Source organism: Methanoregula sp. PtaB.Bin085 (assembly GCF_002067035.1).
GTDB lineage: Archaea > Halobacteriota > Methanomicrobia > Methanomicrobiales > Methanospirillaceae > Methanoregula.
In genome coordinates, this window is the sequence record NZ_MVQB01000025.1 from 1 (window position 1) to 21971 (window position 21971).

13 protein-coding genes and 2 pseudogenes are annotated in these 21971 nt (G+C 59.2%); 4 read left to right on the forward strand and 11 right to left on the reverse strand.

Annotation, left to right across the window (positions count from 1 at the left end; all coding sequences use genetic code 11):
* The 4 genes and pseudogenes from A4E33_RS04650 to A4E33_RS04665 form a co-directional block, all read left to right on the forward strand.
* Positions 1-493: pseudogene (locus A4E33_RS04650) on the forward strand (hypothetical protein); the annotation flags it as partial.
* A 61-nt stretch (positions 494-554) separates the two neighbouring features.
* The gene (locus tag A4E33_RS04655; RefSeq protein WP_292346521.1) at positions 555-1778 is read left to right on the forward strand and encodes a WD40 repeat domain-containing protein; all 1224 of its coding nucleotides are present in this window, start codon (positions 555-557) and stop codon (positions 1776-1778) included.
* A gap of 125 nt (positions 1779-1903) precedes the next feature.
* Positions 1904-2653, forward strand: a complete 750-nt coding sequence (locus A4E33_RS04660) for a tetratricopeptide repeat protein (RefSeq protein ID WP_292346522.1) — start codon at positions 1904-1906, stop codon at positions 2651-2653.
* Between the two features lie 30 nt (positions 2654-2683).
* On the forward strand, positions 2684-4801 hold the full coding sequence (locus tag A4E33_RS04665) for a SpoIIE family protein phosphatase (RefSeq protein ID WP_292346523.1): 2118 nt from the start codon (positions 2684-2686) through the stop codon (positions 4799-4801).
* 144 nt (positions 4802-4945) lie between these two features.
* Here A4E33_RS04665 and A4E33_RS04670 read toward each other — a convergent pair whose 3' ends face one another.
* The 11 genes and pseudogenes from A4E33_RS04670 to A4E33_RS04710 all read right to left on the reverse strand — a co-directional run bounded on the left by A4E33_RS04670 (position 4946) and on the right by A4E33_RS04710 (position 21954).
* Positions 4946-5317 carry a response regulator gene (locus A4E33_RS04670; protein ID WP_292346524.1) on the reverse strand — a complete coding sequence of 124 codons (372 nt, stop codon included), beginning with the start codon at positions 5315-5317 and terminating at the stop codon, positions 4946-4948.
* 223 nt (positions 5318-5540) lie between these two features.
* Positions 5541-6482 carry a response regulator gene (locus tag A4E33_RS04675; RefSeq protein ID WP_292346525.1) on the reverse strand — a complete coding sequence of 314 codons (942 nt, stop codon included), beginning with the start codon at positions 6480-6482 and terminating at the stop codon, positions 5541-5543.
* A complete protein-coding gene (locus A4E33_RS04680; RefSeq protein ID WP_292346526.1) occupies positions 6479-11860 on the reverse strand; it encodes a PAS domain S-box protein in 5382 nt (1793 codons plus the stop codon). Before A4E33_RS04680 ends, A4E33_RS04675 begins: the two co-directional genes overlap by 4 nt.
* Before the next feature lie 10 nt (positions 11861-11870).
* Complete coding sequence (locus tag A4E33_RS04685; RefSeq protein ID WP_292346527.1) at positions 11871-12326, reverse strand: response regulator; 456 nt, start codon at positions 12324-12326, stop codon at positions 11871-11873.
* A 33-nt stretch (positions 12327-12359) separates the two neighbouring features.
* Positions 12360-12773 carry an ATP-binding protein gene (locus tag A4E33_RS14710; protein WP_363053812.1) on the reverse strand — a complete coding sequence of 138 codons (414 nt, stop codon included), beginning with the start codon at positions 12771-12773 and terminating at the stop codon, positions 12360-12362.
* Positions 12677-13063, reverse strand: coding sequence for a histidine kinase dimerization/phospho-acceptor domain-containing protein (locus tag A4E33_RS14715; RefSeq protein WP_363053814.1), 387 nt, complete (start codon positions 13061-13063; stop codon positions 12677-12679). Before A4E33_RS14715 ends, A4E33_RS14710 begins: the two co-directional genes overlap by 97 nt.
* 184 nt (positions 13064-13247) lie before the next feature.
* Positions 13248-13583 (reverse strand): annotated as a pseudogene (locus A4E33_RS14720) (response regulator); the annotation flags it as partial.
* Positions 13584-13722: 139 nt separating this feature from the next.
* A complete protein-coding gene (locus tag A4E33_RS04695) occupies positions 13723-17070 on the reverse strand; it encodes a PAS domain S-box protein (RefSeq protein ID WP_292346529.1) in 3348 nt (1115 codons plus the stop codon).
* Between the two features lie 929 nt (positions 17071-17999).
* Complete coding sequence (locus tag A4E33_RS04700) at positions 18000-18551, reverse strand: hypothetical protein (RefSeq protein ID WP_292346530.1); 552 nt, start codon at positions 18549-18551, stop codon at positions 18000-18002.
* 3 nt (positions 18552-18554) lie between these two features.
* The gene (locus A4E33_RS04705; RefSeq protein WP_292346531.1) at positions 18555-19565 is read right to left on the reverse strand and encodes a PAS domain S-box protein; all 1011 of its coding nucleotides are present in this window, start codon (positions 19563-19565) and stop codon (positions 18555-18557) included.
* 100 nt (positions 19566-19665) lie between these two features.
* A complete protein-coding gene (locus tag A4E33_RS04710) occupies positions 19666-21954 on the reverse strand; it encodes a PAS domain S-box protein (protein ID WP_292346532.1) in 2289 nt (762 codons plus the stop codon).
* Positions 21955-21971: the final 17 nt, after the last annotated feature.

The window sequence follows — 21971 nt, forward strand, 5'->3', positions numbered from 1 at the left end:
GGACCGTACCGGGCGGCAGGTCTGGATGGCGAATGCAACGGACATCATCAATGGCGTTGCCGTATCCGATGACGGGAACACCATCGCTGCCGGCAGCCTCGACAGGAATCTCTATGTCTTCAACCATGCCGGCACGCGCCTCGGGACTTTCACGGTGAAAAATGCCATCAGGCCCAATTCCGTTGGGGTGACCGGCGACGGGCAGCTCATCGTGCTCGTTGCCCCGTCAGCAGTCTATGGCTTTTCGCGATCATCGTTTACCGGTGAGACGAGGCCGCTACCGACAATAACAGAAACAGTGACAGAAATTCCGGAGGAGACGACCACGATCGCTGCCTCCATGACGACAACCAGGAAGGTTACGACACGGCCGCAGACGCTGCCCACTCCCTACCCGGTCCAGTCTGCCACACCGGAATCCCCGCTGTCCCCTGCCGTGTTGTTCATTGCGGTGTTCATTCTCGTTCTCGCTTCCCGTCCGGGCAACAAATAACCATTTTTTTTATGCCGGAATCTTTATCGCGGGCTGCTCCCGATCTCTTTCTGATGATTCCATGAACGGTACAATCTTCCGATCCTGTCTTGTATTCTTCATCGTTGCCGCCGTGTTCGTGCCGGTATCCTGTGCTGTGAACCCCCTCTGGATCGTCAGCGGGCCTGAATCCGGCGAGCTTACAACCGTTGCTGTCTCCCAGGACGGGTCAACCGTTGTTGCCGGGGGCGATCAGCTGATCACGCTCTCCCGCGACGGGAAGAAACTCTGGACCGGCTGGTCCGGCACAAAACTGGTTGTCAGCCGGGACGGGAATTACATCCTTACAACCCGGGACCAGAACGTGCGCCTGATCTCCGGGAGTGGCCGGATGCTCTGGGATGATCGTCTGGATGTACCGGTGAGCGAGGTTGCCATGACACCGGACGCATCACTCATCCTGGCCGGTGGCGCAAATATCATCCGGCTTATCGGCCAGAACGGGTCCGGGATCCGGCAGAACAGGACCATGCCGGTGATGAACCATTTCCGGTTCTTTCAGAGCGGCAACGGGGTTGTTGTCACTTCGCAGAAGGGGATCCAGACCTCAAACCTGACCTTCTTTTCAAACTGGACGGATACCAACATGACGCAGGAGTATGTTGAAACCGATGCAGGCGACCTCTCCTTTGTCAGCGTGACCAACAACCGCATCCGGTTTTACCGTCTTGGCGAAAACCTGGACGGGACGCTCGAATGGGAACGTGCCCTGCCCGGCGGGAACACGCTCGGGTTTGCCTTGTCCCGGGACGGGTCTGTGATCGTCGTGGGCAGGGACGATAATACGATCCAGGTACTCGACCGGTACGGCAATCTTCTCTGGACGGACCGGGCTTCGCACTGGGTCACCAGTGTTGCCGTCTCCGATGACGGGAACACGATTGTTGCCGGCAGCATGGACAAAACGGTTGCGGTATACGACCGGGCCGGGACAAAACTTGGCACCGCCGTTCTGAAGAACGCGATCCGGTCCGGTTCCGTTGCCACCAGCGGTGACGGATCCGTGATCGCGGCCGTGGATGGATCAGCCGTGTACGGCTTCTCCCGTTCGCAGTTTTCGCAGCCGGCTCCTGCCGGCGCGACCACGGAACCAACGGTCCGGGAAATTCCCCCCTCCCGGGAGGTTGTAACCACCCTGCCGGTAACTCTCCCGACACCGGCAGCAACCGCGAAGGCTGCGCCCTTCCAGGGTATCCTTCCGGCAGCGCTCTTCCTGTTCATCGCCTGGCGTTCATGGATATCCTGAAACCACGTTTTCCCTGTCGCTGCCGTCATGATGACGCAACTCCTGGACCGGTATGCAGCCCCAACGGCGTCGTGGCATACCGGCATTGTTTATTAACCCCCGGGGAAAACGGTATGTGACCGGATATGGTGCACAGCGATCTTCCCGGGGAATGCGAGGAGGCGGGCCAGCTGATGCAGGAAGGCAGGCTCATGGAAGCGGTTGCCTGTTATGACCGGGCCCTTGCATCCAGCCCGGATAACCCCGCCCTTCTCAGTAACAAGGCCGTTGCCCTTATCAGCCTCGGACGGTACGAGGAATCGCTTGCATGCTCCCTCCGGGCGATACGGATCAACCCGTACGATGCCGATCTCTGGATCAACAAGGGGATAGCGCTCGACAAACTGGGTCGGTCCACCGAAGCAACCGATGCGCTGGAACAGGCTGTGGCCATCAATCCCTGCAATGCCTATGCCCGCGCACTGCTCGGGATCATCTACCAGAACCTCGAGATGACCGGGAAAGCCGAAGCCCAGAACCGGAAACTGCAGGAACTGGTCTTCCCCCGGGAATATGCATGGTTTTATTTTATCACCGCCACGTTCCTTCTCGGGATCCTGCTTGGCGGGATCATGAGCGTGGAAGGAAAACCCCTTCCCGTCACCATGGGCTCCGCAGGAATCATCATCCTTTTCTTCGGCGTCATCTGCATCCTGTACGTCCGTGCCCGGCGGCTGCAGATCGAGATCCGCCGGGATGTCGTCTCGTCCCCCTCGCAGGAGTCCGGCCGGCGCGGCCGGGGCCGGGGCAGCGAAGCGGCAGCACTCCTCCTGCTCGTCTTCGTCTTTATCGCTGGTACAGGTTCCGGGATAGCAGTGTGGCAGTATTTCCGGTGAGGAGATGCCGGTACTCCGGAGAGGTTTCTGATGGTGTTCCCGGTCCGCCTCAACGTACGGGCAAAGATCCTGCTCCTGTTCCTCTGCCTCTCGGTCATCTCGCTCCTTGTCACCGGTTTTGTCGCCGTCTCTACGATCACCGGTATCGGGAACCTTGCCGGGGAGAGCAGCGTCACCCTTGGCAGGGAAGCCGTGAATGACAGCAGCGCAGCGCTCATGCAGTCGGCCGAACAGAACCTGCTCCGTCTGGCATCCGACCAGGCATCGGTGACAAACGTGGTGTTCTCCGATACCGAAGCGGAACTTGGTATCCTTGCAGCCAATGCCGCTGAGCTCCAGCGGGATCCCCCGGGTATCATCCCTGCGCCCTGGTACGTGAACGAGAAATCCCGCCCGGTTCCGCCTTCAGCGTCTCCGGTAATCTTCATTGCAGGGACCACGGTTTCTCCGGAGACGGAGGAGTATACAGCCCTTGCCGGCATGGCCCACCTCTTAAACACAGTCCGGGAATCCGATCCGGATCTTGCAAGCATCTATATCGCGAGCAGCTCGGGAGTGATGTGGCGTTACCCTGCGACCGGGAAAACTCCGGCAGAATATGATCCCCGGACCCGCGACTGGTACCTGAACGCGGTCGCGGCCCGTGGCAGGCCCGTCTGGTCGGAACCCTATGTCGACGCGGCGGGAAACGGGCTGGTTGTCACCTGTTCCCGGGCCGTGACGGGCCGGTACGGCACCTGGGTAATCGGGACCGATGTGACCATTGAATCGATCAACACCAATATCCTGGACATCATGCTCAACGGCACCGGGTACCCGGTCCTTCTCGACAGCCGGGGAAATGTCATCAGCCGTCCCGGGCTCTCGGCAAACGGCACGCAGTGGAATGAGACTTATATGCAGGACGATGTCTTCTCGAGCGCCAATCCTGCACTTGTCGGCGTGGCAGCCAACATGACCGCAGGGAAGAAGGGTATCGAGCGGGTGACGTTCGGCAATGATCTTTATTACGTTGCCTATGCACCGGTCCCGTCCCTGAACTGGAGTTTCGGGGTGTCGATGCCGGTAAAGGAGATCCTCGCACCGGTGGCGAAGACCGAGACCGCAATAGTACTTGAAACAAACAGGACCAGCGCCCGTATTGCAGAACAGACCGGCCAGGTGCTTACCGTATTCGCTGCCCTTTTTTGCCTGCTCCTCGCGATTGTGGTTTTCCTCTCCTGGCGCCTTGCACGGGTCATCACCCGCCCGGTCGATGCGCTGAAAGCGGGAGCCGTTGCCATCGGATCGGGCGATCTCGGATACCGGGTGGATCTGAAGACCGGCGATGAGTTCGAGGACCTCGCTGTCTCATTCAATACGATGGCAAAGGAACTCATGACCAGTATCGACAACCTCCGCCGTACCACGGCCGAGAAGGAGCGGTACACAAAAGAGCTCGAGATCGCTAAGGAGATCCAGGACACGTTCCTGCCCGAATCGGCGCCGGCCATCCCGGGCATCGGCATCGCCGCGGCAACCATCCCGGCAATGGAGATCGGAGGGGACTTCTACGACTTCATCCCTGCCGGGAACGGCCGGTGGGGGATTGTCATGGCCGATGTCTCCGGCAAGGGGATCAGCGCGGCGCTGTTCATGGCGCTTTCCCGGACGCTCCTGCATGTGAGCGGAGGCGCCGTGCCGGATCCTTCCGCCGCGATCCGGCAGGCGAACCGGTGGATCTACGAGGACGGCCGATCCAGCATGTTCGTCACAGTCTTCTTTGGTATCCTCGATTCCGGCGCTATGCGGTTTTCTTACGTGAACGCGGGCCACAATCCCCCGATGCTGGTGCGTGACGATCGTGTGGAGGAACTCTGCCGGAGCCGGGGAATTGCACTCGGTGTCGTGCCTGACGTTTCGATCGCCACAACGACACTTGATCTTCGGCACGGGGATATTCTTGTGCTCTACACGGACGGGGTGACGGAGGCATTCAATGAGAAGGATGAGGCGTTCGGCGAGGAGCGACTCAGGGAATTCCTCCGTGAGAACCGGGCAAAACCGGCACGGGCACTTCTCGATACACTGGTCGCGGAGATCCGATCGTTCACCGGCACAGCTCCACAGTCGGATGATATCACGCTGGTGGTCGTGAAGGTAAAGTAAGAGGGAGGATCCTCCCCTCCATCCCCCCGGTAATTCCCCAAAAAACCTGCCATAATGCTCACGGGAAGCCAAAAAACATATTGCCGCAGAACCGGGGGAAAATTTTTCCTGAATCATGAGAAAAAACCCGGTACTGCATCGATGTTACTGCTCGAGTGTTTTCCGGATCATCTCGGCAAGATCGCGGGGAAATACCGGTTTGCGGACGATCTCGCAAAAGTCCCCTGCATACTTCCTGCGATCTTCGTCCGGGACATCCCAGGCAGAGACGATAAAGACCGGGATATCCTTCAGCCGTCCGATGGTCCGCCGCTTTTCGAGGAATTGGAGGCCGGTAAGAGGCGTCATCATCAGGTCGAGAAGGATGAGCGATGGGAGATGCTCCTCCAGCGGGATCTTAGTCAGGGCTTCGGATGGATCGGTGTACGCTACCGGCTCGTATCCGAAGAACGTGAGCATGTTCGAGTAGACGTCCACAATCGAGGGATCGTCATCGATGATTGCAATCCGCACCATGATTCTCCAGCCTTGTCAGGAACGATCGCGTTCGCGTGATACGCCCGCTATCCCGCCCCCTCCCGGGACCAATGGAAAACCTGTTGCATGGTATCGTATATATATCCGCGTTCGCTATGCAAACAGGTCTGAAAATTCCGGGATCTCTCCGAGAGGGGAAATCCGGAATCGACGATGGCGTAACCGCGACCCGGGGGGCGGGCCCTGTCAGGATTCCCGGCATTCAGCCACTCTTTCCGGATATCCCGATTGCCGTGCCAACGATATTTGCCGCGATGCGCATGGCATCGAGCTCTTCCGGCGGCCATGAACGATCGCGGTCGCTGACGAAGATGATAAGGCCGTAGGACTGATCGCGGACCTGGAGATCCAGCGCCACCATGCTCCTGAACCGGTACGAGCGGAGAATGTCCCGCAACGACGGATCGATCGTGTCGATACCAAACGGCACGGCGCGTCCCATCCTGAGATCCTCCTTTCGGGATTCAAGCCCGAGGAGTGCCGGATTCAGCGTGGAAACCGGCCGGGCCTTCGGGAGAGGCGAGAGATCCTGTACCGCCCATTCCGCAACAGGCGACAGTGCCCCGCTGCCGGCATCGGACCGGAAGATCACGATCCGGACCAGGTCCATTGCAATGCCGATGTTCTCGAGGATCGCGGAGTACCCGGCCCGGTCTTTTGAGGATGCAGGAGGGGGGATCGTATGGCTGGCGATGAATTCCCGGAGGAACCACTCGATACCGGAGCCCAGCGCGAGCAAGATCGCATCGCGTTTTTTCAGTTCCCTCTCGATCCGGTGCCGGTACAGGGAGATCTCGATGTTTGAATTCACCTCCCGCTCGTTGAACGGCTTGACGATGTAACCGAATGGTTCCGTCAGTTTCGCCCGGGCAACGAGGTTCTCGTCGGCATAGGCCGTGACGTAGATGACCGGGATATCGTACTGCGCCCGGATCTTTCCTGCAGTCGCGATCCCGTCCAGTTCCCCGGCAAGCATGATGTCCATCAGGATGACGTCGGGTCTCGTCTCCCCGGCCAGTTCGATCGCGTGTTCGCCCGTGACTGAAATTCCCACGACCTCGTAACCAAGAGTGACAAGGGTCATCTTTAAGTCTTCTGCAACAATCAGTTCGTCTTCGACAATCAGTATCCGTGCCTTGTTCATGGTCTTTTTCCTCCTGTCACCGGTATCGAGATGGTGAACCGCGACCCTTTGCTCCCGGTCGCCAGCTCGATGGTCCCCCGCACCTGATCGATGAGCGTCATCACAAGGTGCATCCCCAGCGATTGCGTGTGTTTCCAGTCGAGGCCGTCGGGGAAGCCGACCCCGTTGTCTTCAATGAAGATGAGAATCCGGTCCTCTTCTTTCTTTCCTGTGATCCGTACCTCGCCTTTCCTCCCCTCCGGGAAAGCATGCTTCAGGGCATTGGAGATCAGCTCGTTGAGGATGAGGCCGATGGGTATGGCCCGCTGGATGTCGAGCGAGAGGTCGCCGATGGCTACGCTGAAGGCGATCCGCCGCTGCTCGATTGCGTACGTCGTGAAAAGGTACTGGGTGAGCGCTTTGAGGTAATCTCCGATGTCAATGTGCTCGAGATCTTTTGAGCGGTAGAGTTTCTCGTGGACGAGCGCCATGGACCGGACACGGCTCTCCCCGTCCATGAGTGCGGTGAGGGTCACGGGATCCGTGATGTGGCGTTTCTGCAACCTGAGGATACTGATGATGATCTGAAGGTTGTTCTTGACCCGGTGGTGGATCTCCCGCAGCAGGAGTTCCTTTTCCTGCAGCGACTTGTTCAGCTCCTCAGTCCGCTGGACGACCCGCTGTTCGAGCGAGCGGTTCAGTGACCGGATCTCCGATTCCATCATTTTCTGGTTCGTGATGTCCTGGTTTGCCCCTCGGGTCCTGACAACCCTGCCATCCTTATCCATGATTACACCGAACCGGACAATGACATACCGCATCTCGCCATCCCGGCGGATGATCCGGTGCTCGACTTCTGCGGAATAGTTGGGATCGGTTATCGACGCAACGTTACCGATGACACTGGTTGCATATGCCACATCGTCGGGATGCACGAACTCGCGCACGTACGTTTCCGCCGGCATCCGGTAACCGCCTTCCTGCTCAGCAGTCGTCCCGTACAGCGCATAGAAACGGTCGTTGAAGGTGAACATACCGGTGTTCACATCGAACTCCCAATTGACCAGGCTGGCCATGTCCATGGCGGTGGCGAGCCGGATCTGGTTCTCCCTGAGTTCATTCTCCATCTGCTTCCGCTGCTCGATCGGCCGGATCGTTATCACGATCCCGTCAACGCCGGGAACCCCGAGAAGGTTTGTTCCGATGGCATCGACCCAGAGGTACGACCCGTCAGCCTTGAGGATCCGGAATTCGGTGGGAACGCCATTATTGGTCCCTTTGATGACTTCCCGGAAATCTTCGCTGACCCGTTCGCGGTCATCCGGGTGGATATAGTCCTGAGGGTTCCTGCCGACAAGGGACCCGGCGGGATACCCCAGGATTCGCTCGGAAGATGTGGATTCGTACACGATCTTCCGATCGCGGTCCAGGATCCGTATGATGTCAGAGGAGTTCTGGATCAGCGACCGGAACCGGGTCTCGCTTGCGCGGAGCGCGTCCTCGGCGATCTTCCGCTGGGTGATATCGCGGTTGCTGCCCCGGCGGCCGAGGTACTCTCCTTCGGGGCTGAAGATCGGCTGGCAGATGTGCCCAATCCAGACCATCCGTTTGTCCCTTGTCAGGATCCGGAATTCCAGCACCTGCGTATCCGGTGCGGCACCGAGGGTCTCCTGGTGTTCGATCACCTTCTGCCGGTCCTCGGGAACAACGATTTCCTGGACGAGATCCTTGTTGTGGTAAAAGTCCTCCGGCTCGTACCCGCACACCCGATTGCTGGACGGTGAGACATAGACATAGTTGCCGTCTTTTCCTATCCAGTATTCCCAGTCGTACGTGTAGTCGGCGATCGTCCGGAACTTCTTCTCGCTCTCATACAGGGCCTCCTCCGCCCATTTCTTCTCGGTGATATCGGTCAGGACGTTGAAGGAGGCTGGCTGACCTTCGTACATGATACGGGCCCCCCGGATTTCCACCCACCGCGTCGATCCGCCGGGCAGGACAAGGCGGGCAACATAGGGTGCGATGGATCCTCCCCGCTCCCGGGTCTCGAGCGCCGTCATCACGGTCTGGCGTGATTCGGGTGCGATGTACTCCATGATATTCGTGTGGAGCAGCTCCGTAGCCGTGCTTCCCAGCAGCCGGATGATCGCCGCGTTGATGTACAGGAGCTCACCCCTCCGGTGGACGATGACGAGATCCGGCAGTTCCTCCACAAGGGTCCGGTACCTCTCCTCACTCTCGCGGAGAGCTGTCTCGGTTGCTTTCCGGTCGGTGATATCAAGCATGGTCCCGACAATGGAGACAAGGTTCCCCTCGTCATCATACCGTCCCTGGAACGTTGAATAATACCACCCGTCACTCCCGTCCGGGCAGAGAAAACGCTGTTCGTAGGCGCCCGGCTCGCGGGATTCGGTGGCCCTCCGGATCAATTCCCTGTCGCGCTCATGCTCCGCGGGCCATGGCGATAATGCCAGGATAGTATCCATCCTGGGGGTGAATTCTGCGGGATCACGGCGGAAAATCCTGAATACTTCATCTGACCAGGTGACATCTCCCGTCCTGATGTCCCACGACCAGAATCCCAAGTGTGCCATCTCCTGGGCCTCCTGCAGCCTTTTCGCATACTCCCGCAATGCATCATCCGCTTTTTTCCTGTCGGTAATATCCCTTGCAGCGGCAAACACTCCGGTAACCTTTCCATTCTCATCGCGGAATACCGAGGCATTGTACAATACGGGAATGGAGTTCCCGTCGCGGCGGCGGATCTCCAGCGGGTAATCCCGTACTTCCCCCTCAGAGAATACGCGGCGATACGCTTCCCGGGCTTTTTCCGGTTCTGTAAAATAATCGGAAAAATCGGTGCCGATAAGCCGGTCCCGGGGACAGCCGGTTGCCTGTTCTGTCGAAGCATTCACATCCGTGATTGTCCCGTCGGGACCTATCGTTACCAGCGGATCAAGATTTGCCTCGATAAGACTCCGGTTATACCGGCTGGCCCGGTGCAGTGCCTCGTCCGCCTGCCTGCTCGCAGTGATGTCGATGACGATGCCCGTCACGGTCGCCGGTGTTCCATCGGGATGACGTTTTGTGGTGCCGCCAACGTCGCGGAACCAGCGGTATTCTCCTGTGGAAGTCCGGATACGGTATTCAGCAATATATCGTGCCTGCCGGCCCTCAAGGTGATCCCGCATCGCCTGCATCGCCGGTTCGTGATCATCGGGATGGAGGAGCACGGTGAAATCTGTGTAATGACAGAATTGGCCCGGGGAATATCCGAGCATGGACGCTTTCCGATCGTCAAAGCGCACACTCCCGTCCGGAAGATCCATCTCCCACCACGCGAGGCTCCCGATCGCCATTGCCGCATCCAGCCGCGCTGCGTACTGTTCGCGGGTCTGTTCCGCCTGTTTACGCTGCGTGATGTCCCGGGCAATCCCCTGGAAACCGTTGAAGATACCGTCGGGGCCGTAGGAGGGATTCGAACTCACCTCGAACCAGCGGAGACCCCCGTCCTTCCTCCGGACCTCGATCTCGAAGACTGTTGCGCTAACCTCTTCCCCGCTCCGGGCTTCCTCCATCCGGTGGATAAGCTGGTCCCGGACGTCTGTTTTGGAATTCTCCGTAAGAATGCTAAGCAGGGACTTTCCTGTCAGCTCCGTTGCCGTCCAGCCGGTCAGCGTTTCTGCGGCCGGGCTCAGGTACGTGAAGACGAGGCCCGGGGTTGCCTGCCAGATGAGGTCCCGTACATTGTCCACGAGGAAGCGGTACTTCCGTTCGCTCTCCCTCAGGGAACGTTCTGCCTGCCTCTGGCCGGTGACGTCGCAGGCGAAGATAGCAACATGATCCACGTTCCTGCTGCTTGGACTGAAGACCGGGTAGACCTCGTTGTGCAGTATCCTCCCATTGCGCTGGTCATCGAACACCTCGGGTTTCCCTGCGGCAAAGACGCGGTCGATGTGGTCTTTGCGCGTGCGGGCCAGGTCAGGGGGCAAGAGGTCGTACACGGCTCGCCCGCCCAGCTCCCCGGGAGTACTCCCCAGCCGGCGTGCACCGGATTCGTTGATGTCGAGAATGATCCCCTGCCGATCGAGCAGTGCTATGCTGTCCTCTGTCGCGTTCAGGACCGTCTTCAGGGTTGCCTCGCGTGCGGCAAGGGCTTCCTCCGCAAGCTTCCGTTCCGTGATGTCTTCTGAAAAGATGATGATACCGCCGATGGTATTATCCGGCTCCCTCCAGGGGCGGACCTCCCATGAAATCCACTGTCCGGTGCCATCCGCGCGGATAAAACAACTTCCAGGAGAAGAGATGACTTCCCCTGCAAGACCGCGCTGGTGCACTGCCCTGATCTCCGGGGAGATCTCCGGGAAGATCTCGTAATGGGATTTCCCAATGATCTCCTTTGTTTCGAGATGGTAATCCGTGATCCAGCGGTTGCTGGCCGCAATGTAGCGCATCTCCCGGTCGAACATGGCAAGGGCTGCCGGCGAGTGCCGGATGAAGAGCGTGAGGATCTCCTCGTTCCGCTTCATGGAATCCTCGGCATTTTTCCGCTCTGTGATGTCGCGGATGACCTCAATTGCACCGATACGGTTCCCTGCTGCATCGTACAGCGGGGAAGCGGTCCCCCAGAGGTATGCCCCCTTCCCCGCGAACATGCCGGGAATGAAGGTCTCGGATGTCAGCCGATCCCCGTCCCGCCGGAGGTAATCGTACCGCTTCTCAATCTCCTTATCCTGCGCCAGGACGAGGTCGATGAGGATCGGCCGCCGTTCCCCGTAAAAGGGGATGCTGTACTCGTGATCGCCCTTCCCGAGCATTGCGGCGGCGCTGACACCGGTCAGGGATTCCATGGCGCTGTTCCAAGCAATGACCGTCCCGGTTCCATCGATCGCAAGGACCGCGTCCGGCAGGAACCCGATGATGTCGGCGAGGCGCTTCTGCGAGTCCCGTTCGGCATCTTCCGCCCGTATCCGATCCCGGATATTCTTCCATTCATGATATGCACGCAGGGCGAAACGGGGCATATCCTTGAACAGCGTCGAGGACTTGACAATGTAATCGATGGCCCCGGATTTCATGATCTCCACGGCAAGCTGCTCGTCGCCGTGGCTGGTCATGATCACGAGAGGGATCGTCACCATCCCGCTGCGGTCGCGGGGCAGGATCTCGATCCCACTGCCGTCAGGAAGGCTCCAGTCGGCGAGGATCAGATTCGGTGGATCGGAAGAGAGAACCTCCCGTGCCGTGCGGAGATCCGATACAACGGTAAGCCGGAACGGGCCCGGATCGCGCCGGAAGGCGATGCGGATGAGTTCCTGGTGGGAGGTGTCGTCTTCGATTACCAGAACATGAAGTGTGTCGTTTCCCGGTACCGTGGCGCCTTCGGAGGACGTACGCACACACCCCGTCTCAGTCCGGGATCGGCTTGGCATTCCAGCCGAGCCAGTAAAACCCGAGGTCCTTCATAAGTTTTGTGAACGTCTTGAAATCGAGCGGTTTCACGACATAACTGTTGGCGTGATAATCGTTGGACTTCGCAATGTCCGTTTCTGCATCGGAGCTTGTCAGGACGACAACCGGTATCCTCCGGAGGGCAGGGGACTCTTTGACGGTCTTCAGCACGTCGAGGCCGTCGATTCGGGGGAGACGGAGATCGAGAAGGATAAGGTTGGGCCGGGGGTTTTTGGCAGTGTCGGTAAAAGCGCCCTTGTGGAAGAGATAGTCAAGCGCCTGTTCGCCGTCCATGATATGGTGGATCCGGTTCGCCACCTGCTGGTCACGCATCCCGCGGATGACCAGTTCGGCATGCGCCTCGTTGTCCTCGATGAGCAGGATGTGCAGGGGTTCCCCGGTCAGTTCAGCCATAGAAGTCACTCTTTTATCTTCATGGTATTATTGTTAACGGTAGGGAAACGTCCTGCGCCGGAAGGGTGAAGCGGAAGGTAGCCCCCTTGCCCGGCCCTTCAGACTCCGCCCAGATCTCCCCCCGTGGGCCTCGATGATGCGCCGTGCGATGGCGAGCCCGACCCCAATGCCCGGCGATTCCGGGTCCAGTTTTTCGAACAGGTTGAAGATCCGTTGGAGATACCGGGATTCGATCCCGATGCCGTTGTCCTGCACGAAGATGACCGGTTCCATCCCCCACCGGTCAATCCCGATCCGGATGTGCAGGTCTGGGCGGTCGCCGCGGTACTTAATCGCGTTCTCGAGAAGGTTCACGAGGATCTCCCTGAGCCGGAGAGAATCGCCGCTGAGTACCGGCAGATCAGGATCGATCCCGATCGTAATCCCACGATCTGCGAGCAGCGACATCCCGAAGAGGTCAACCGCTTCGCGGGCAACGGTGCCGAACGCGACCTGTTCCGGTGTGCCGATGCTCTTCCTGCCCGCGACAACTTCAGGAGATCGGAGGGTAGGGCATCGATGGTGTTGACCGCGGACGAGATCCGGCGGACATATGTTTGCAGCTCGCCTGAGTCCCCGCGGCGGGTGGATTCCTCCGCAATCAGCCCGGCAAAACCCTGGATGGTGATAAGGGGGCTTTTCAGTTCGTAGGAGACGGTGTACGTGAACCGTGCAAGCTCCGCGTTCTTCTGCTCCAGCTCCCTGACGGTTCTCCTCGGCGTTCCTGCGCCCGGCGATCTCGGTCTCCAGCTCCTTCACTTTCTTCTCCAGCTTGTGGAACATGGCTTCGCTGTACTGCTGCAGATGGCCGGTCCCTCCGTTCACCGCATTTTCCGCCGGATTTACCGGCCGTTGCACAAGCAGATCCCTGATGATACTGCCGAGGACCTCGTGTTTCTGGGGCTTGATGACGAAGAGAACCGCCCCGAGGCTGCGGGCAAGCTGTTCGTCCTTCGGATCGGTGCAGGTCGCGGTATAGAACATGAAAGGGATATTTTTCAGCCGCTCATCGGCCTTCCAGCGCCTACAGAGCTCGAACCCGTCCATGACCGGCATGAGGATATCGGCAACGATCAGGTCCGGTAGGCTGTCCTCCGCCGCGAGCAGCGCCTCAGCGCCGTTCTGCGCCAGTATCACTTCGTACCGGTTTCCTTTCAGGATCGATTCCAGGAGGTACCGGTTCTGCGCATTGTCGTCAACGATCAGGATTCGGGTCATGGGGAGGGTCCGGATGTTCGCCGGGAGCCGACGGGAGTCTCCGGTTGTCCGGATAGTCTGAGGGCTGCCTCTGCTGTTATTTCAACTGCGTTCCGTTTGGTAATAAATGATCCCGCCCGGTAAGCAATCCTAATCGCTGTCAGGCACCGGGTTTATCTTTATCGCCGGCAACCGGCAGCGTGAACCGGAATGTCGTCCCCTTCCCCGGCCCTTCCGATTCCGCCCAGATACGGCCCCCGTGGACCTCGATGATCCGCTTCACGATGGCAAGGCCGACACCCGTTCCCGGCACCGACGGGTTCAGTTTCTCGAAAAGGTTGAAGATCCGCGTCAGGTACCGGGGTTCGATGCCGATCCCGTTATCCTGTACGAAGAAAACCGGGCCGCTTTCCCCGGATGTTGCGCCAATGCGGATGACGGGTTGCTGCTGGTCCCCCATGAACTTGATGGCATTCTCCACCAGGTTCACCACTGCTTCACGGATCCGGTTATGATCGACATTCACCACGGGAAGATCAGGGGCGATCTCAACAGTCGCTCCCCGTTCGGCCAGCGGGCCGGCAAGGATCTCCGCCGCTTCCCGCGCAATCCCGCCGAAATCCGTCTCCTGCGGAGGGGAAACTACCCGCCCGATCCGGGAGAGCTCGAGGACGTCGGAGAGGAGCTGCTGCATGGTGTCCGCAGCCTGCGTGATGCGGAGGACATCTTTTTTCAGCTGGACGGGGTCGCACTTCTGTGCATCGTCCTCGAGGAGGCCGGCGAAACCCTTGATGGTGATGAGCGGGCTCTTGAGGTCGTGGGAGACGGTGTACGTGAATCGCTCGAGCTCGGCATTCTTCCGTTCGAGTTCGCGGATTAACGCTTCCCGCTGGGCTTCGGCCTGCTTCTGTTCCGTGATGTCCACCCACTGGCAGACAACGCTCGCCAGCCCTCCCTGCGCATCGGGGATCGGGAAGAGCGAGACATCGATGAACAAATCCTTCGCCCCCCCGAAATCCACGTCGCCGGCATCTGCCGCCTTCCACGGGATGCTGAACCGCACCGGCACCCGGTCCCTGAAAACGGCCCTGACGCGCGGCATGACCCCCTCGCGCTCAAAGTTTTCGTCCATGAGGACATTGTAGGCGCCGACAATCGCCTCCGGGGGAAGGCGGATCGTTTCGCACATGGACTGGTTCACCCTCGTGACTGTCCCGCTGCTGTCAGCAATCCACATGGCGAACGGGCTCATGTCGATGACCCTGTCGAGGAACGCCTTCGCCGACCGGATCTCCTCTTCGGAGTGTTTGCGGTCGGTCACGTCCCAGACCATTGAGATCATCAGGTTCCGGTCCGGGACCGGCACGTTCCTCGCTTCGATATAGGTGGTGGGCTCACCTTCCCGTGCGATCGGGATGTCGGCCCAATGCATCCTTGCGGGGTCACCGCTTGCACAGTCCCCGAGCACCTGTGTGCGGATTTTTTCACGTATGGCCGGGTCATGGTATACAGCCTCCCAGAATGCGTTCGGATCCGCCAGATCTTTTCGGGATATCCGGTAGGTTGCCGGGAACCTGTCGTTCATGTACTCGAACCGGATCTCCGGATCGATTGAATTCACGGCAATCCCGATCGGGAGGTTGTCGAGCACGGCGCGGGTGAAGGCTTCCTGTTCGCGGAGCGCTTGCTCCGCCTTCTTCTGCTCGGTGATGTCGATCAGGGTCCAGAACCCGAATGCTTTCAGGTCGGTGTACCGGAACTCGATCAGTTTTACACCTCCATCCCTGCAGGTGACACGGGATACCCGGGGCAGGCTCGTCGTGCTGCGGGCAGCCTCCTCATACATCTCCTGCGCAGCCTGCAGCCGGTCAGCGCGGTAGACTTGGTCGGGGAATGCCAGGGCCATCCACGCATCCAGCGAGGGGACCTGGCCGATGGTATATCCGGTGATGGCTGTAAAGTTCCGGTTGAAGTACAGGGCCAGTTCTCCCTGCCCGTCCCTCCGGGTCATCGCAATGCCAACGGGGAGCTCGCCAACAAGTGTGCGGAACCGCGCTTCGCTCTCGTGCAGTTTCGCCCGGACCGTGTGCAGGTCCGATATGTCAAGGACGAACGCGACACCATTGTACCGCTGTTCGTCCAGCATGGCGCAGGCAAGGAGGACCGGTAGCCGGTTCCCGTCCTTCATGAAGTATTCCTTCTCGAACGGCACGTGGTTGATGCCGGTGGTTTTCAGTTCTTCGACTGCCTTCTCGTCTGCGGCCCGGAACTCCGGCGGGGTTATGGCGCGCCAGTCGATCATCCCTGCGTTCAGTTCATCGCGGGAATACCCTGTCATGGCAAGGAACGTGTCGTTTGCGTCCGTGATCTTTCCGTCCATGTTCCAGAAGACAACGCCGAAGAGCCCGGAATCGTAAAAACTGCGCAGGCGCTGTTCGCTGGTGCGGAGCGCCTGCCGGCCCCGTTCCTCCTCTTCGCGGAGGGCGGATTCCGCTGCATAGAGGGAACGGTAATAATACTTCTGCCGCCGCTGCCAGAGGAGTCCGGCGATGATGCCCGCCCCTGCGAGCGTCACCGCAACGAGCACGATGATGAAGGCAGCCCGGGACCGCCAGGGAGCAAATGCCTCTGCTGTATCGACCTTCGCCACCATGAACCACGGGGATCCGTGGACCGGCACCAGCACCGAGAGCACCTCGACATCCCGGTAATCGGTTCCCGTGAACGCGCCGGTCGTTCCCATGACCGCCTGCACCGCGGGCACGTCGGTCCGGGTGAGGGGCACGGTCAGGTTCAGCGCAGTATCGTTTCGGTAGCGGAGAGTGTTGAGGTACAACACATGGTCCCCCTGCCGTTCTACGAGCAGGGTCTCGGCGCTCCCGCTGGGAACCGGCCAGGACTGGATAAGCGGGTAGAGGTCGGTGGCGGGATCGATGGTGAGTACGATGGTCCCGACCGGCTCGCTCCTGCCGTTTGCCGGACCGGTGAGGGGCGCGATGACGTACAGGGTCGGGGACGCCGTGTCAGAGCCCGGCATGAGATCCGTGAGAACGGGTTTTCCTGCAGCGAGCGCTCCGGCAACCTGTTCATCCAGCCGTGGATCCAGGGAATTTTCCCGGGTATCGAGGGTTATCGCAACCCTTCCCCTGGTATCGACAAGCCGGACATTACGGTACCGGTACGAGGAGTTGATCTCCTGAAACAGGGAGAGAATCCTCTCCCGTTTTTCCGGAGCCGGCGAGGAAAGGTACTCCTCCATGCTGGCGACAAGGAAAGGATTCCCGGACAGGACACGGGCATCGCCCAGCCGCTCCCCGCGCCACGCGGTAATCTGGTTCGCCTTGAGGTACGCGATGGATGTCAGGTCTCCCGTGACCTGCCCGCGGATTTGCTCCTCCTGCTGGTGGTAGAAGACAAATCCCCCGGTGAAGATGACAGCTGCAAGACCGATGAACAGCAGGACGAGCCCGACAGGGACCCGCGTTTCCGCTTTTCCCGGGGGTGGCATAGTGTTCCCTTTCCCCGGTATGTCATAAATCTTGCTTTGATACCACAAAAATGGTTTCTTAAACGGGCATGAGGGGACCGGTACGTGCGGTAGCCTGCACTTAATGTTGTCTGCTCAAAGGGTTCCTGAGTGGATTCGCAACGGAGCATTGTCCTTTGAGTTTTTTCAGATGTTGACGGTCCGGACGACCCGGTGTTTTAGAAAAAAACCTGAAGGGAAATCTGGGCAGGATCCGGACAACAACCGGAAAACTCGATATCCTTATGGGAACCAGCGAGGGTTATACTCAACGAAGGCTGAAATGATCTCCGTTCACCCGTTTTTCCGGACAAATGACACTGTTTCGCGGAAAAATGACACCATTGTTTCGGGAAATGCCCGTTTCATCTTCTGATTGGCGCAATTCCCCATGTTTCAGGCCCGGAATTGTCGGGCTGTTGCACTATTCCAGCGGCCCCCGGTCCGGCTCACGGGCAGATGGCTGTTGAGGGGTAAGCAGCCGGGAAACAGCCCTGGTGGCTTCCGGTATGATTGTGGAATTTCTCTTGCACTCCCATGGGTCCGGGTTGAGAGTCTCCCAACGGGGGCTGAAATGACCCCCGTTTACCCGATTTTCCGGACCAGATAGCAATACTTCATCAAAAAGCGGCACCATTGTTTTCGAAAACGTTCATTTTAACCTCCTATTGGTGCAAATCCCCTGTTTCCGTGCCCGGAATGTGGCCACATAAGGCAACGATACAAGGGCCGATAATTCTCCGGACGGGCTGGTGGTTGTTGCGGAGAAGAGGACCGTCGGAATGCGTTTGTGGCTGTTTTGAGGGGATTGTGGAGGGGATTTTTTGGGGAATAGTGGTGGGTGGGACAAACTGGAAGGACGTAAAAGACACCCGATCATGTCCATCCGCAGGACCCGCATACGGATCTACTTACCCGGTATCGATCACGGAATCCACGAACGTGGTCAGCTGGGTCATCAGCATCGGGTCGAGTCCTTTCTCGACTGCAAGGAAGATGCCGGAAATATCCATGAGCCGGAGCTTGTTGGTGACGAAGTGGATGAACTTGGAGATATTGGGGGACGAGAGGTAGATGAGCATGGTGCTGATGGAGTCGTACAGGATGCAGACCTTCTGGCCGGAATGTTCCTTGAGTACCTCGGTGACGGCAATGCCCATGTCCGTGAGGTTGGCAGGGTTGTTGATGAACCGGACGACGCCCGGGATGTTCTCCGCACTGCCCAAGGAATTCCGGGTCACGGTGTCGATGAACGATACTTTCGCGGGATCGATCCCCTGTTCGGCATAGAGCTTGGAGAGGATTGCGTAGGGGAAATTTGTGGTGATGACAATGGTATGGTACCCGAGCCCCGAGATCTCCTTGATCAGGTCGATATTGCGCTGGCGGATGGTTGCCGGCGTTGCGAGCACGAGGAAGATCTCCTTCTTGGCAAGCTCGTCCGGGCTGACGATTTTGGGCACGGTTCAGCCCCCGAGGAACTTCCGGTAGGCATCCGGGATCTCACGGTTCTTCTCGAGCACCGCCTTCTGGAACTCCTGCACATTGGCCTCGACCTGGGTGGCATTGCGGATCTGCGCGTCAAGGAGCATGGCGATCTCGTCCCCGGAGACTTTTTTATCGCGGGTCAGCCGGGCGATGTCCTTCAGGTTGTCCCGGATGATACCCACCGGCTGCCGGATCCGCATCGCCATCTCGCTCATGTACGCGATCAGCGCTTCTTCTGCCTTTTTCTGTTCCGTGATATCCCGGCCGATGGCAATGGAGTGCCCTCCGTCTTCGCCGGAAATCTGCCGGGTATTCCACGAGATGATCCGGGTATCCCCGCCTTTTGTCGTTATCGTTGTCTCGAGGTTCTCGAAGAATTCGTTTTCTGCGATGATACCGGTAATCTGCCCGGTAATTTTCTTCCGGTACTCGGGATCCGGGTAGAGCCGTTTCCAGATATCGCCCGGTCCGGCAGCTTCCTCCCGGGAATACCCGGTGATCTCTTCTGCCGCCCGGTTCCAGAGAAGGACTTCGCCCTTCTTCCCGAGCACTGCGATCAGGACATTGGCGTTCTCGGCAACGCTTGTCCGGAACGCATCGAGCTCCCGGAGCTGCGTGATGTCCTGCCCCACGGCAACGACCACGGGGCCTGACTGTGTCTGCGTCTCCTTGGTGTTCCAAAGAATGGTCTTCTTCCCGCCGGTACGGGTCGTGATAGTCGTTTCGAGGCCCTCGAAAAAATTCTTTTCCGCAAGGATACCGGCAATACGCCGCGTAACGTTATTGCGGTACTGCTTTTCCGGGTACATCTTTTTCCAGACCCCGGTGTTCCCAACCACGTCGTCCCGTGCATAGCCAGTGATGGTCTCGGCCGCATGGTTCCATGCAAGGACCTTCCCGTTCTTCCCGAGGACGGCAATCATCACAAGGGCATTTTCCAGGATGCCCGCCTCGATGCATCCTGGACCGTTGTCGGCTTTCGGTTTCATCGGATCCCCCCGGTACCAGCAAGAGATACCTGGCTACGGGGATATAAACCGGAGGACAATATAAATATGCCCACAGACCCGGCAGCCTGCCGGGCAGCCATTACGCACGCAGCCGGTACGCTCCTTTCGGCACGGAAATCTCGAACCGCGCTCCCTTGCCGGACGTACCGGTTTCCCGGATCTCCATGCCGGTGATACCGAGGATCTCGCGGCTGAGGAACAGCCCGAGCCCGGTGTTCTTCCCGAACCCTTTCGTGAACAGGTGCGCCCGGTCTTCCGGAGCGATCATCGCCCCGTCGTCCTCGATAACGATGGTCAGGCCCTGCGGCGTCTCCAGGGAACTGATCCGGATCTGTGTCATCCGGTCCCCGCCGTACCGGAGGGCGTTGTCGATAAGGTTGTAGAAGATCTTCTCGAAAAGCGGATCGGCAAGGACCTTGATTTCATGGAGGTCCGTGGTTACCCGGATGTTTTTCATGGGGAGCGATGCGGTTGCCCGGTACACGCACGCGCCTACGTCCTGCCATTCGGGCGCCTGGTCGCCGATGGTCTGGTAATCGCGGGTGAAGGTGATATGCCGTTCGATCGAGGCGGAGACTTTCGCCATGGTTTTCAGGTGAGTGATGATCGCCGGATCTGTGGCCTCTTCCCGGCAGAGTTCGATGTAGGCGTTGAGGGCCATCAGCTGGTTGATGATATCGTGCCGGGTGATGCTGGCCATAAGGCCGAGTTTCTTATTGGCAAGGGCAAGGGCGTCCTGCGCAATCTTCCGGTCGGTGATATCCACCACGAAGACGAGGATGCCGGTCACCTCCCCCTTTTCGTCCAGGATCGGGACCTTGTCTGACTGGACCCAGAGGGTATCGCCGCGTGCTGTGGTCATCTGCTCGGTGATGCCCAGTTTCGGTCGTTTCGACCGGATGACCTCGAGGTCGTCCTGGTAATATCGATCAGCAAGACCGGGGAAGAGGTCGGCAGAATTCTTCCCGACGATCCGATCCACCGGCATCCCGAACACCCGTGCCCCGTCCGGGTTGACCCTGACGAAATTATTCTTCGTGTCCTTGTACCAGATCATCCCGGGGGCGTTGTCGATGATCACCTGGAGCTCGGTGCTGACTGCCCGCAGGGCATTCTCATCCCGCTTGCGCCGCGAGATGTCGTGGAGGACGTGGATGCTGCCGGTCACCGTCCCGTCCTTGTCCCGTACCGGCGTGACCGAGAGCTGGAAGTCGCCGCCCAGCCGGTCCTCGCGGATATCGAGGGTATGGCCACGGCCGTCGGCGAGCAGCTGGCGGTGGGGGCAGATATCCGGCGGTTCCCCTGCCTGGTGGACGACCTCGTAGCAGAATCGCCCGGTCAGGGACTCCGGCGTTGTCCTGAGGCTGTCGGCCATCGCCCGGTTCGCCCGTATGATCCGGAATTTATCGTCAATGATCATGATGAGATCGGGCACAGCGTTGAAGGTGTACTCCCACTCATCCCGCGCACGGAGGATCGCGTCCTGCGTCCGTTTCCGTTCGCTGATGTCCCGCATGACGGAAAAGACATACCGGTGCCCGTCGATTTCGAGCAATCCGGCGTTGTATTCAATCGGGAACACGGAGCCATCCTTCCGGACATGATCCGATTCGCCCCCGATCCATGTGCCGTCGAGGATGGTCCGGAATGCGGAGGCACCCGATCCTCGTTTCTCCGGTGCCGTGAGATCGGCCATGTTCTTCCCGGCCAGTTCGCCGGCAGAATACCTGTGTATCGCTGCCCCGGCCGGGTTGACCTCGACGATCCTCCCCGGCGTTTTGCCTTCGGCATCGAAGATGAAGATCCCTTCCCCGGATCGCTCGAAGAGGAGACGGTACCGCGCCTCGCTCTTTTTCAGGGCATCGTTCGCCCGTGCAAGATCCTCGGTCCGCTGCCGGACCCACTCCGTGAGGATTTCGCATTCCTTCCGGAAATTCTGGTCGAGCCCGGCCTTGTACAGCGCGATCTCGATCTCCGTCCGGATCGCCCGGTCGTCGTAGGGCTTGATGAGGTAACCGTAGGGTTTCGTCTTCTTGGCCTGTTCAACGAGATCCGGGTCCGCGTATGCCGTGATGTAGATGATCGGGACGCTTTGGCGGGACAGGATGATCTCGGCGGCTTCGATCCCGGACATTTTCCCGGCAAGCTGGATATCCATCAGGATGAGATCCGGCACCCGTTCATCAACCATCCGCACCGCTTTCTCGCCGGTCGGCGCAATGCCGGTGATCTCGTACCCGAAAGAAACGAGCGTTTCCTTGAGATCGAGCGCCGGGATCTGTTCGTCTTCCAGGATGAGGATGGTCTTTGGGGCCATGAACTGTTCCGTGGATTTGCGTTGTGCAGGTGAGTTCTTGGTCTTTTTCATGGCTGCCGCAGGAAAAG